General features: G+C 72.6%; 12 protein-coding genes. 6 read left to right on the top strand and 6 right to left on the bottom strand.

Going from position 1 to position 11,948, the window contains the following annotated elements:
* Positions 1-2 precede the first annotated feature (2 nt).
* From ACIQU3_RS06700 to ACIQU3_RS06675, 6 genes are all read left to right on the top strand, one after another.
* Positions 3-1,346, top strand: a complete 1,344-nt coding sequence (locus tag ACIQU3_RS06700; RefSeq protein ID WP_403923653.1) for an O-antigen ligase family protein — start codon at positions 3-5, stop codon at positions 1,344-1,346.
* Positions 1,343-3,172 (top strand): murein biosynthesis integral membrane protein MurJ, encoded by a 1,830-nt coding sequence (gene murJ, locus ACIQU3_RS06695; RefSeq protein ID WP_403923651.1) that lies wholly within the window; start codon positions 1,343-1,345, stop codon positions 3,170-3,172. Before ACIQU3_RS06700 ends, murJ begins: the two co-directional genes overlap by 4 nt.
* A 205-nt stretch (positions 3,173-3,377) precedes the next feature.
* Complete coding sequence (locus ACIQU3_RS06690) at positions 3,378-4,070, top strand: polysaccharide deacetylase family protein (RefSeq protein ID WP_403924150.1); 693 nt, start codon at positions 3,378-3,380, stop codon at positions 4,068-4,070.
* Positions 4,067-5,218 carry a glycosyltransferase gene (locus ACIQU3_RS06685; RefSeq protein ID WP_403726369.1) on the top strand — a complete coding sequence of 384 codons (1,152 nt, stop codon included), beginning with the start codon at positions 4,067-4,069 and terminating at the stop codon, positions 5,216-5,218. Before ACIQU3_RS06690 ends, ACIQU3_RS06685 begins: the two co-directional genes overlap by 4 nt.
* Complete coding sequence (locus ACIQU3_RS06680) at positions 5,215-5,865, top strand: lipopolysaccharide biosynthesis protein (protein WP_403923649.1); 651 nt, start codon at positions 5,215-5,217, stop codon at positions 5,863-5,865. Before ACIQU3_RS06685 ends, ACIQU3_RS06680 begins: the two co-directional genes overlap by 4 nt.
* A complete protein-coding gene (locus ACIQU3_RS06675) occupies positions 5,862-6,965 on the top strand; it encodes a GNAT family N-acetyltransferase (RefSeq protein ID WP_403923646.1) in 1,104 nt (367 codons plus the stop codon). The genes ACIQU3_RS06680 and ACIQU3_RS06675 overlap by 4 nt, the downstream gene beginning before the upstream one ends.
* A gap of 36 nt (positions 6,966-7,001) precedes the next feature.
* Here the strand turns inward: ACIQU3_RS06675 and ACIQU3_RS06670 are convergent, their stop codons facing one another.
* The 6 genes from ACIQU3_RS06670 to ACIQU3_RS06645 all read right to left on the bottom strand — a co-directional run bounded on the left by ACIQU3_RS06670 (position 7,002) and on the right by ACIQU3_RS06645 (position 11,662).
* Positions 7,002-8,255, bottom strand: coding sequence for a glycoside hydrolase family 26 protein (locus ACIQU3_RS06670; RefSeq protein WP_403923643.1), 1,254 nt, complete (start codon positions 8,253-8,255; stop codon positions 7,002-7,004).
* A 194-nt stretch (positions 8,256-8,449) separates the two neighbouring features.
* Positions 8,450-9,316, bottom strand: coding sequence for a tyrosinase family protein (locus ACIQU3_RS06665; protein ID WP_403726384.1), 867 nt, complete (start codon positions 9,314-9,316; stop codon positions 8,450-8,452).
* Positions 9,300-9,836, bottom strand: a complete 537-nt coding sequence (locus ACIQU3_RS06660; RefSeq protein WP_403726387.1) for a tyrosinase family oxidase copper chaperone — start codon at positions 9,834-9,836, stop codon at positions 9,300-9,302. The genes ACIQU3_RS06665 and ACIQU3_RS06660 overlap by 17 nt, the downstream gene beginning before the upstream one ends.
* Positions 9,837-9,868: 32 nt before the next feature.
* Positions 9,869-10,153, bottom strand: coding sequence for a hypothetical protein (locus ACIQU3_RS06655; RefSeq protein WP_403726390.1), 285 nt, complete (start codon positions 10,151-10,153; stop codon positions 9,869-9,871).
* 196 nt (positions 10,154-10,349) lie between these two features.
* Complete coding sequence (locus ACIQU3_RS06650; RefSeq protein WP_403726393.1) at positions 10,350-10,631, bottom strand: hypothetical protein; 282 nt, start codon at positions 10,629-10,631, stop codon at positions 10,350-10,352.
* Between the two features lie 215 nt (positions 10,632-10,846).
* The gene (locus ACIQU3_RS06645; protein ID WP_403923640.1) at positions 10,847-11,662 is read right to left on the bottom strand and encodes a hypothetical protein; all 816 of its coding nucleotides are present in this window, start codon (positions 11,660-11,662) and stop codon (positions 10,847-10,849) included.
* Positions 11,663-11,948 lie beyond the last annotated feature (286 nt).

Here is an 11,948-nt window from a genome sequence, read left to right as displayed (position 1 = left end):
GCATGACCCGGGTCGGGGCGTACGCGCCCGTTCTTCCCCTGCCGGCCGTCGTCGCCCTGCTCGCCCTGCCCGTGGGGCCGGGCGGGGAGGGCGGCGCCGGCCCGGCGGACGCCGTGTCCGCGCTGGTCGTGCTGTACTGCGCGATCCGTCTCCTCCGGGACCGCAAGCGGCCCCTGTCCGCCACGGCGGCCCTGGTGCTGGGGCTGCCGGTGCTGGGGGTCACCGTCGCGGCGGCCGGGGCGCTGTCGCCGGGCGACGGGCTCGTCGGCTTCGGCCGCTATCTGCAGGTCTTCGTGCTGGTGCCGCTGGCCGTGCTGCTGCTCCTGCGGGACCGGGACGATTTCCGGCTGCTGGCGTGGTCGTTCGTGGGGCTGGCGGTGTGGCAGGGAGCCGTCGGCGTGCACCAGTACGCGACCGCGACCGGCGCCTCCTATCAAGGCCGCCCGGTGCGGGCCGTGGGGACGTTCGGGGCGCAGGACGTGATGGGCATGGCCACGGTCGTCTCCCTCGGCCTGGTCTGCGCGGTGGGGCTCGCGCTGGGCAGTGCGCCGGTGCGCCATCGGTTGACCGCCCTCGCCTGCGCGTTGCTGCTGCTGCCGCCGCTGGCGGTGTCGTTCAGCCGTGGGGCGTGGATCGCGACGGCGGTGACGTGCCTGGTGCAACTTCTGCTGTCCGGGCTGCGGCGGGCACTGTCGGCCGCGGCCGTGGTGGTCGCGGCGAGCGTGGTCCTGGTGGGCGGTTTCGGCGTCGGTACGGCGATGCTGCAGGAGCGGGTCAGCAGCATCACGCAGGTCACCGACGCGCCCGACCAGTCGGTGACCGACCGGTACACCATGTGGGCGGCCGCGAAGGGCATGTGGGGCGAGCACCCGCTGACCGGGGTCGGCCTGAAGGGCTTCCCCGAACACCGCGACGGGCACTCCTCGCTGGCCCTGTCCGCGGGCAGCGACACCGAGGGCGCGGGGGCGGCCTACCGCAAGCAGCCGCTGCTGTCGCCGCACAACATGTACCTGCTGGTCCTGGCCGAACAGGGGCTGATCGGTCTGCTGGCCATGACGGGCAGCTGGCTGGCTCTGCTGCTGTGCGCGGTGCGCGCCCTGTGGCGCACCCGCCGCACGGCCGGACCCGGCCTGGACTGCGGCCTGGTCGCCCTCGGCCTCCTGGTGTGGCAGCTGACCGACTTCGCCTACGCCGACATCGGCGGGCCGTCGACGGTCCTGACGGCGATGTGCTTCGGCCTGGCGGCGTGGTGGGGGCTGTCGGACCGGACGGGCCTCGCCTCGACCGGACCGGCCGTCGCCGCGCCGGACGCCCGGCACTCGGCACAGGAAGCGCCGGCACGATGACGGTGACGCCAGACCGATCGTCCCAACCCGCGACGGCCCCCGCACCAGAGGCACCGCCCGTGCCCGAGCCGCCGATCGCCCCCGTCCCGCCACCGGTCGGGGCGCCGTCCGCACCCGAGACACCCCCCGTCCCGCCACCGGTCGGGGCGCCGTCCGCGCCCGAGACACCCCCCGTTCCGCCACCGGTCGGGGCGCCGTCCGCACCCGAGACGCCCCGCGCTCCGGAACCCGGGGCCTCTCCCCGGCCCGCGGACGCGCCCGTCACCCGTGGGTTCCTCGCCCGGGCCGCCCTGCTCACCGCGGTGCTGTCGGCGGCGGGTGCACTGCTGGGGCTGGTGCGGGACCAGACGCTGGCGCGGATGTTCGGGGCCGGGAGTGCGACGGACGCGTTTCTCGTGGCGTGGACCGTGCCGGAGTTCGCCGCCACGCTGCTCATCGAGGACGGGCTGGCGATCGCCCTGATCCCGGCGTTCAGCATGGCCCTGGCCCGGCGGGCCGGGGGCGCGTCAGGGGACCCCGTCCGGTCGCTGGTGGCACACACACTGCCCCGGCTGGCCCTGGCCTTCGCCGCCGTGGGCGCGCTCCTGGCCGTCCTCGCGCCACAGGTGGTCGGGGTCCTGGCCCCGGGCCTGCCCGACCCCGGGCTCGCGGTCGACTGCACCCGGCTCACCGCCACTTGTGTGCTGTCGTTCGGGCTCGCCGGCTACTGCAGCGCGGCCCTGCGCGCCCACCGCCGGTTCCTCGCCCCGGCGGCGATCTACGTCGCGTACAACGCCGGCATCATCGCGGCCGTGCTCGTGCTGGGCGGGCGGTGGGGCGTGCGGGCGGCGGCGGCCGGGGTGGCGATCGGCGGCTGTCTCATGGTGCTGGTGCAGATGCCGGTGCTGTGGCGGGAGTTGCGTCACAAGGGCGTACGGGTCGCGCAGCCGGGCGGCGGGTCGGGCGACCAGCGGGCGATGGGTGTCGCGCTGCTGGCGGCGGTCCTGCTGTTCGCGCTGTGCCGCCAGGCCCAGGTGCTGATCGAGCGGTTTCTCGGCTCCACGCTGCCCGCCGGTGCCATCTCGCACCTCAACTTCGCGCAGAAGATCACCCAGATCCCGATGACGCTGTCGCTGATGCTGTGCACGGTCACGTTCCCGGTGGTCGCCCGGGCCTTGGCCGAGGGGGACACCGAGCGGGCCCGCGACCGGGTCGAGCGCGACCTCGCACTGGCCGCCTCGATGGTGCTGGCCGGCTGGGCGGTGGTCGTGGCCTGCGCACCACAGATCGTCGAACTGCTGCTCCAGCGGGGCGCGTTCACCGCCCAGGACACCGCGGCGACGGCCGGGGTGATGCGCGTCTATGCCCTCGGTCTCCTCGCGCACACCCTGGTGGGGGCCCTGATCCGCTCGTACTTCTCGGCCGGGCGGGTCAGCTGGTTCCCGCTCGGCGCGATGGCCGCGGGCCTGGCCGTCACCGCCGTGGCGGGTGTCTGCGCGGTGGGGCCGTGGGGTGTGCGGGGGATCGCCGCCGCCAACGCGGGCGGCATCACCGTCACGGCCGTACTCCTCCTCGCCGGGCTGGCCGGCCGCGGTGTCCCGATCCGCACCCGGCGGGTCTGGGCCCAGCTGGCCGGGGCGGTGGGCGCGGCAGTGCCCGCGACGCTCGCCGGTGCCTGGGCAGCGGGCCGGGCCGGTTCCCCCCTGCTCGCCCTCGCCGCCGGTGCCGTCACCGTCGCCGCCGTCTTCCTCCCGCTCGGCCGCGCCCTGGGCGACCAGGGCTGCGTCACCGCGCTGCAGTCCCTCCGTTCCGTCTCACGAAGGCTTCCTCATGGCCGCACCCGTTGACTCCCCCGACGCCGAAACCGGTGCCGAATCCAACGCCGACGCCCGGACCGGCACCGACGCATGGACCAGCACCGACGCGCACACCAGCACCGCCGCACACAACGATCCCGGCGTCCTGACCAGCGCCGCCGCACACACCGGTCCCGGCGCCCGGACGTCCGTCCGGGCCACCGGAGCCGGATCCGGCCCGGCACTGTTCGTGGCGATGTACCACTCCGTCGGCGACCCCACCGACGACCCGTACCGCGTGACGGTCTCGCCCGAGCGGCTGGACCGGCAGCTGGGCTGGCTGCGGCGGCGCGGTCTGCGCGGGGTGTCCATGACCGAACTGCTGGCCGCCCGGGCCCGGGGCGCGGGCCGCGGCCTGGTCGGGCTCACCTTCGACGACGGGTACGCCGACTTCGTCGCCGAGGCTCTGCCCGTGCTGCGCCGGTACGACTGCGGCGCCACCCTGTTCGTGCTGCCGGGCCGGCTCGGCGGGGAGAACGCCTGGGACCCGCTGGGCCCGCGCAAGCGGCTGCTGACCGCGGAGGGCGTACGGCAGGCCGCCGCCGAGGGCATCGAGATCGGCTCGCACGGCCTGACCCACGTCGACCTGACCCAGGCCGACGACGTCACGCTGAAGTCGGAGACCGAGGGCAGCAGGACCGTGCTCGCGGAGCTCACGGGCACCGCGCCCGCCGGCTTCTGCTACCCGTACGGCACCCTCGACGCCCGGGCCGTCGAGGCGGTGCGGGAGGCGGGCTACACCTACGGCTGCGCGATCGACCCCGGCCCGCTCGGCGGCCCGCACGCCCTGCCCCGGGTGCACATCGGCCAGAACGACACCGGCGTACGGCTGTTCCTGAAGTACCGGCTGCACCGGTTGCGCCGCCGAGCCGTCCAGGAGCCGCGGTGAGGGCCCTGCACATCATCACCGGCCTCGGCGTGGGCGGCGCCGAGCAGCAACTGCGGCTGCTGCTGCGGCACCTGCCCGTCGACTGCGACGTGGTGACACTGACCAACCCGGGTGCGGTCGCAGCCGGGCTCGCCGCCGACGGGGTGCGTGTGCACCACCTCGGCATGGCGGGAAACCGTGATCTGGCCGCCGTGCCCCGGCTGGTGCGCCTCATCCGCCGGGGCGGCTACCAGCTCGTGCACACCCACCTGTACCGCGCGTGCCTCTACGGCCGGATCGCCGCGCGTCTCGCGGGGGTCAGGGCGGTCGTCGCCACGGAGCACTCCCTGGGCGACTCGCAGATGGAGGGCCGGCCCCTGAACGCCGGGGTGCGGGCCCTGTATCTGGTGGGCGAGCGGTTCGGCCGGACCACGGTCGCCGTGTCCCCCACGGTCGCCGAGCGGCTCGAGCGCTGGGGCGTGCCCGGGCCCCGCATCGAGGTCGTGCCCAACGGCATCGACGTGGCCCGCTTCCGCTACGACCCGGCCCGGCGCGCCGAGACCCGTCGCCGGCTGGGCCTGCCGGATGACGCGTACGTCGTCGGCGCGGTCGGCCGCCTCGCCCCCGGCAAGCGCTTCGGGACGCTGATCCGGGCGCTGGCCCACCTGCCCGCCGACTGCCGGCTGCTGCTGGTGGGCGCCGGCCCGGAGGAGGACGTGCTGCGCCGCACCGCCCGGGCGGCCGGGGTCGCCGACCGGGTGCTGTTCACCGGCGAACGCCCCTACGTCCCGGACGGCACGCCCGGCCCCGACCTGCCGTCGCTGACCTCCGCGATGGACGTCCTGGCCTCCCCGTCCCCGGAGGAGGCGTTCGGCCTGGCCGTCGTGGAGGCACTGGCGGCCGGACTGCCGGTGCTCTACGCCTCCTGCCCGGCCTTGCAGGACCTGCCCGCGTCCGCCGCGCCCAGCGCCCGGCACGTCACCGGCGGCCCGGGCGCGTACGCGCGGGCCCTGGCGGACGTACGCCGTCAGGGGCCCGGGCCGCGCACGGTGCCCGAGGCCGCCCGCCACTACTGCATCACCCGCAGCGCCGCACGGCTCATGGACGTCTACGCCGCCGCGGTCTCCCGTCCTTTGTCCGCCCCGTCCCAGGAAGCCCGCGCCTCATGACCGACACCCCCGCACGGCAGCACCGCCAGGTCTCCGCCCTCGCCCGGTCCCTGCCCCCCTGGTCCCTGCTCGCGGCCGGGGCCGTGGCAGGCGGTCTGCTCGGCGGCGGCTACGGAGTGGTCCGGACACCCGAGTACACGGCGACCAGCTATGTCGTGGCCGTGCCGACGGCGAAGTCGGACACCGCCACCGCCCTCGGATTCGCCCAGGCCTATGGCCGGGTCGCCACCCAGCTCGCGGTGCTCGGGGACGCGCAGGTGCAGGCCGACGTCCCCGTGTCGGCCCTGCGGCGCGGTGTCCGGACCGCGACCTCGCCGGACGCACCGATGGTGTCGGTCACGGCGACCTCCGAGCGCCCGGAGCTGGCCGCCGCCATGGCCAACGCCGTGGCCCGGGCGCTGACCCGGCACGCCGAGGACGCCGAGCCGTCCACCCACGTCCAACTGCGGCCGTTCGCTCGCGCGGTGACCCCGGACGAGCCGTCCTCGGCGTCCGCTGTGGTGACCGGCCTGGTCGGGGCGAGCGCGGGCGGGCTGCTGGGCGGGCTGGCGCTGCTGGTCCGGCCGCGGCGGGCCGACGCGAGCCCCGGCCGTCCGGCTTCCGTGCCCGCTCCGGCCTTCGCCGCCGACACGCAGCGGCAGCTGTGAGGTACAGCGCCGAACTGGTCACCGACGAGCGGGGCTTCGCGGGCCTGGCCCGCGACTGGAACCGGCTGTACCGGCACTGCGCCTGCGCCACCCCGTTCCAGAGCCACGCCTGGCTGCACTCGTGGTGGCGGTCCTACGGCCGGCACGCCCGGCTGCGGCTGGTGCTGGTGCGCGCCGCGAGCGGTGAACTGGCCGCGGCTGCCCCGCTGATGCGCGTACGGCATCCGCTGCCGGCGCTGGTGCCGCTCGGCGGGGCCATCTCCGACTACGGTGACGTCCTGCTGGCCGACGAGCACGGCGACGAGCCGCTGACGGTGTTGTCCGACGCGCTGTCGGACGCCGCCCGGGGCGCGCTGATCGACCTGCGCGAGGTACGGCCGGGCGGGGCGGCCGAGCGGCTCTACGAGCAGTGGCCCGGGTCGCGGCGGCGGGTGGACGACTCGGTGTGCCTGGAACTGCCGGCCGCGCCCATGGGTGAACTGCTGGCCCGGCTGCCGACGAAGACCCAGCAGCGGCTGCGCGCCAAGCTGCGCAAGCTGGACGCGCTCGGCGTCCAGCGCCACGTCGTGCCCCCGGACGAGGTCGAGGCCGCTCTGGTGCGGCTGCTGGAGCTGCACCGGCTGCAGTGGCAGGGGCGGAAGGTGACGTCGGAGCACCTGCGGCCGCGGTTCCGCGAGCACCTGGTGCGGGCGGTCGGCGCGATGGTGCGTTCCGGGGACGCGGTGGTGACCGAGTTCCGGCTCGACGACGAGGTCGTGGCGGTCGACGTGACGCTGCTCTCGCTTCGCCTGGCGGGCGGCTATCTGTACGGCGCGCACCCGGCGCTGCGCGAGCGCAAGGCCGATGTGGCGGCGATGCTGCTGGACTCGACCGCCACGCACGTCAAGGACGGCACACCCGGCACGCTCAGCCTGCTGCGCGGCAACGAGCCCTACAAGCACCACTGGCGTCCGCGTACGGTGGTGAACCAGCGTCTGCTGCTGGCCCGCCGGCACTCGGCGCCGCTGCTGGCCGCGGCGCTGTGCGACGCGGCGGCACGCCGGCACGGCAAGGGACTGCTGCGCGGACCGCGTGAACGCGAACGCGGCGGCCGGCCCTGACCGGGCCCGCCGCCGCGGGAGCACGACCCCTCCGGGCTACTGCGCGTGGCGCGACCACCAGTCGAGGCGCATGCAGAGCTTCCCGCCGATCCAGTACTCCGCCCAGTCGCCGAGGTCCAGCGGTGAGCAGCCCTCCGGCCGCGGCAGGGCGGGCTGACTCGGCTGCGCTGTGGGCGTCGGGGACGGAGCCGGCATCTGGGCCGGTGCGGTGGACGTGGAAGGCGTGCCGGGGACCGGTGCCGGGTCCTTGCGGCCGAAGAGGAACGACCGGTAGACCTCGGACGCCCGGGGGTTGGACCCGCACTGCCACACGCCGTGCGGGCAGTAGTCCGTCAGCGTCTGGTAGAGCGGCTTGTGCTCGTCCATCCAGGCGAGCATGCGCCTCATGTACTCGGGGTTGTCCCCGTTGCGGAACAGCCCCCACTCGGGGAACGAGATGGCCTTGCCGTGTGCCTTGGCGAAGTCCACGTGGTGCTGCAGCCCGTACGGCTCCGACACCTGCTCGTCGAACGACATGCCCTGCGGCTGGTCGTAGGCGTCCATGCCGATGATGTCGACGGTGTCGTCGCCCGGGTAGCACTCCGTCCAGGGCACGGCGTCCCGGCCCCGGCTCGGTGTGAAGTCGAAGCGGAACTTCTGGCCCGGCACCGCGCGCATGGTGGTGACGATCCGGTTCCAGTACTGCTTCCAGGCCTCCGGGTCGGGCCCGCAGCGGTGGGTGTAGGTGATGCCGTTCATCTCCCAGCCGAGCACCAGGACGGTGTCCGGCACGCCCAGCTCGACCAGCCGCTCGCCGAGCGCGCGGAAGTGGTGGTCGAATCGGCCGGCCGCGGCCTCGCGCAGCAGTGCGCGCACCTCGTGGTCGGACACGCCCTCTTCGTTGCGCTCCATCATCGGCACGTTGAGGACGAACAGCCGGTCGGCCTTCCCGCGGCGCCAGTTGGCCCATACGTCGAGGAAGCCGGGGTGGCCCTCGATGTTGCTCCAGAGATCGCCCGGCAGGTAGGTGTGCCCGACGCGCACTTCAGCGCCGCCGAGCCAGTTGCTCAGCTGGGCCATGCGGGCCACGCCGCTGGGGCCGTAGTCGAGATAGGCGCCGAACGAAGGGGTGGTGAACGCGGGCAGGGTCGACGGTGTGGGCGTCGCCGCCGGTGGTGCCGCTTCGCCGGACCGTGCCGTTCCCGCGTCCGCCGCGATCGTCTGGCCGGACGCCAGGACCGCTGCCGCGGCCACCGCCGCCGCGACGAATGCCAGCCGCCGGGACCGTGCGCGTCGCTGCCGTGTGGCCATGGACGTACCTTTCGCTCGTCTCCGCTTACTGACACTGAGTCACGTGGAACGGATTCACGCCACCGCCGCTGGGGCTTTCGAGTGGCCCCTTCGGCCGCACCGGTGACCGGGTGCGAAGGAATGAGTCCGTGTCGCCGCTCGACGGGCGGCTTCGCGGACGACCGTGTCGGCGTGGTCACCGGGGATGGCGGCTGCTAGGCGTATCGATAGATCCGGCTGTGGTCTTCCAGGTCCTGAGGTGTCACGTTCCACGGCGGCAGCTTCTGCTTCCGCGCGATGATCCGCCCCCGCTGCGCGTCGCCGCGGGCGGGCGGCTTGGCGGGGAGGTACCGGGCGCCCGGATGCCGCCGCTGCCAGCGGGACCACAGCAGGTCCACGAAGGCATGGTGGAGCCAGAAGACAGGATCGTTGACCGAGGCACCGCCGACCATGTGGCCTCCGACCCAGCGGTGGACCCGGTTGTGGTTACGCCATGATCCCGGCGGACGCCCGGGCCCCCAGCCTTCGATCTTGTTGCGGAACCCCTTGGTGGAAGTCGAGTTCCAGGGCGCTGTGTCGTACAGCGGTTCAGCCAGTGCCGCCGCGACGTCCTTGGCCGTCGGCAGGGTGAGGGGCTGTCGGACACGACTCAGGTCACGCATGAGGAACTCGGCGTCCGTCACGCTCACCCTGATTCTCCAGGCGCCGTTGCGGAAGGCGAAGGGACCGGTCATCACCTGCCGGTCAGAGCGCCGCCCGGTGCCTCCCAGCAGGTCGTCGGTCCACGGTACGCCCGTGCGAGAGCGGTCACGCGTCCAGTCCCAGTACGGCAGGGTCACCGAATCGTCCACGCGGCGCAGCGCGTTCTCCAGGTCCAGGAGGAACCTGCGATGCCATGGCAGAAAAGAAGGCGCCATGTGAGCCGCGCGCAGGCCGCTCTCCCCGTCGGGTGCGTAGTACCGCAAGTGCCTGCGTACGAACTCGTCGTACTCACCGCGACGTTTGACCTCGATCAGCGCGTTGACGAACCGACGCCTTTCGGTTCGGGTCAGCGTGCTGACGTCTTTACGTGTGTAGACCATGGGGATGGTCCTCCCGGAACTTCGTTCCCGCGCTCGCACCACGGCTTTCGTCCGCGTCCCCGCCGCCGTCCCACGACCCGCCCAGTTTCGTGCCCGGAGCCAGCTCGTCGACCGCCGCACGCGCGGCGGCGAGCGGGGTCGGGTACGACTGGTAGTGGTCGATCATGGTCATCCAGCTGCCGTCCGCACGCCGCATCAGGTGCAGCGCTTCCCCGTCGACGGTGACGTGCCAACGGACGAGGTTGCTTTCGGACCCGGCGGAGGTGGGGTAGCTACCGCCTACGATGCGCCGCCCTTTGTACGTTTCGTTGAACCGCTCCGCCCAGACGCTTGCGGCCGATTCCCTCTTCGAGAAGACCGGGGCGATCACCGCCCCCGTTGCTGACGCGAGCAGTGATGCCAGCAGCCACCGCCGGTTCCTGAATCGTGCGTTGGCGACGGAGGCGAACCACCCGCCGGCAGGCGGAGTGGCGCAATCGGGTGAGGACGCGGGGCGGGCCGGAGCAGACGACGATTTCATTCCTGGTCCCACAATCTGATAGAGCCGAGGACTCAGTCGACGGGCAGACCGCCAAGCAGTGAGAAACGCGTCTCCTGGGTCACGGGACGACCCGAACCCTGCATCACCTCGGCGAACCGTCCTTCGTCGTGCGTGCCGACGAGGTGTGCGGGCCCCTCGTGCGCTCCGCTTTCGAGGGCCCCCGCCCCGATGCGCTTCGTCGCATCGGTGACGCCGTCGGCAGCACTTTCCGCACTCCCCTGCGCGACGGCCGACGTGGCTGCAAGGGCCACGACAACGGGCCCGGCAAGGACGGCTACAGCTTTCAAAGGGTTCATGGTCCTGACCTCTTTCTACAACCGCTCACATTGGTGACGTTACCTACTGTGCACAGGCCCACAGGGCCGGTCGGCAACCCGACGAGTAATCCCTGAGGGCCGATATGCAGAGGCCCTGAAGGCCGACTCCGTACGGCGCGAAATCGGCCTGTGGGGCGGTCCCTGACCCACCCGCAGCAGTGGGTCAGCGGCGTTCTCAGCGATTTACGGGCAGACCGCCCAGCAGAGCGCCGGAGTTGTTGAGGTTCTGGGCCGAGTTCTTCAGCGTCTTGCCCACGCGGCCGTCCTTCGTGAGGCCGAGCTTTTCGGCCTTCTGCTGCAGCGGTTCGCCGTCACCGGCCCGCTCCTCAACAGTCTCCGTGACGGTGCTCAGGTCAACACTGGCAGCAGCGTCCGCCTCGTTGGCGTACGCGGGCGCGGCAGCGCCGGCGGCGATCATGGTCCCAGCAACGACGGCGACGGTCTTGAGAGTCTTCATCGGTTTCCTTTCCTCGGCACGTGTATGCCGGAGTTATGACACCGTGCCTAACGATTCCAGGTCACTCCGGTATCGGCTCACAGGAGATCGCCGAGTCTTCATATGAGACCTTAGAAGTAGCTAAGAAACGAATTGCAATACCCGAGCGGAAAAGGGGATCAAGAATCCCATCGGTGCCGGACGGCAGCGGCCGTCCGGCACCCGGAGGGGCGTCGCTACTTGCAGGACATGGCGCGGCCCCGGCGGTACAGGAGCACACCACCGGTCACGAGCGCCGCAGCGATTCCCGAGTTCACAAGGGTCCCTCGACCCGCACCCGTTTCAGCCATCGACGGCGGCTGGTGCGGGTGGTGCGAGGGCGGCGTCACCGGGGGCGTGCCCTCGGGCGGCGTCACCGGCGGCGTAGTGGAGGGCGTGGGGCCAGGCGTTTCCCCGTAGCCGCCACCCGTGTCACCGTCGTCACCGTAACCGCCACCCGTGTCACCGTCGTCACCGTAACCACCCCCCGTGTCCCCGTCATCGCCGTAGCCGCCACCCGTCTCGCCGTCGTCCCCGTAGCCGGCCTCCTCATCGAGGCGTTCGCCGGGTCCGGAGGAGAGGCCTTCGACGACGCGCTCCGCCGCTTCGGCCCCTGGGCGGCTGGAGGACAAGCTCGCCGCGTCGTTCAGGTGCCGGCCGATGCTGCGAACCACGTCATTCCGGGGAGCACCCCGCAGCGCCTCGGCGTTGCCCGGTTGAAGAGCCCCCTCGGTGCGTCGAGTGCCTTCCTCTCCCGTGCCGCTGTCGTCGCCGTAACCACCGGCGGCGGCGCGCTGATCACTGGTGACGCTCGCGTCGCACTCGCGAGGAGCGACCTCGCCCGCGCAAGTGTCTTCCTCCGAGAAAGCGGACGCGCTGCGGGCCGGGGTGCTGAGCCTGTCGCCCGTGGCCTCCTCAGCGCCGGAGTCCGCAAGGGCGGGGACGGCCCACAGGGACAGGATGCTCGACGCGGCGCTCGCCACGATCATTCCCTTGCTGAAGTTTCGTCGCATGTCGTATTTGTCTTTCTGGTTTGAGGAAGGCCGGGATATTCGATCAGGACCGGGTCAGGCGCCTCAGTTCCTTTGCCACTTGATTCGTTGACGATTCCAAGATCGTCACCATGAACATTCCTCAAGCCGGCGCACTTTCGACCGAATACTGGGAAAGATCAAAAGCGGCCATCGGAGCGATGACCGCTTGGCTATTCGATTGTGCCCGTTTGCGCGGTCACCGGCTTTCAGGCGTCAGGTCGCGCACACGCCACTGGGCCCGATTCAGCGGCCAAGCAACGTACGT

Source organism: Streptomyces sp. NPDC101110, assembly GCF_044759525.1.
Classification (GTDB): Bacteria; Actinomycetota; Actinomycetes; order Streptomycetales; family Streptomycetaceae; genus Streptomyces.
The sequence above is the reverse complement of the archived record's forward strand: the minus strand, read 5'-3'. Positions and strand labels throughout refer to the sequence as shown.

Bases quoted from the DNA above. Each gene is read 5' to 3' on its own strand.
- ACIQU3_RS06650 (WP_403726393.1), bottom strand. From the start codon at position 10,631: ATGAAGACTCTCAAGACCGTCGCCGTCGTTGCTGGGACCATGATCGCC.
- ACIQU3_RS06670 (WP_403923643.1), bottom strand. From the start codon at position 8,255: ATGGCCACACGGCAGCGACGCGCACGGTCCCGGCGGCTGGCATTCGTC.
- ACIQU3_RS06665 (WP_403726384.1), bottom strand. From the start codon at position 9,316: ATGGTCTACACACGTAAAGACGTCAGCACGCTGACCCGAACCGAAAGG.
- ACIQU3_RS06660 (WP_403726387.1), bottom strand. From the start codon at position 9,836: ATGAAATCGTCGTCTGCTCCGGCCCGCCCCGCGTCCTCACCCGATTGC.
- ACIQU3_RS06700 (WP_403923653.1), top strand. From the start codon at position 3: ATGACCCGGGTCGGGGCGTACGCGCCCGTTCTTCCCCTGCCGGCCGTC.
- murJ (WP_403923651.1), top strand. From the start codon at position 1,343: ATGACGGTGACGCCAGACCGATCGTCCCAACCCGCGACGGCCCCCGCA.
- ACIQU3_RS06690 (WP_403924150.1), top strand. From the start codon at position 3,378: ATGTACCACTCCGTCGGCGACCCCACCGACGACCCGTACCGCGTGACG.
- ACIQU3_RS06645 (WP_403923640.1), bottom strand. From the start codon at position 11,662: ATGCGACGAAACTTCAGCAAGGGAATGATCGTGGCGAGCGCCGCGTCG.
- ACIQU3_RS06680 (WP_403923649.1), top strand. From the start codon at position 5,215: ATGACCGACACCCCCGCACGGCAGCACCGCCAGGTCTCCGCCCTCGCC.
- ACIQU3_RS06655 (WP_403726390.1), bottom strand. From the start codon at position 10,153: ATGAACCCTTTGAAAGCTGTAGCCGTCCTTGCCGGGCCCGTTGTCGTG.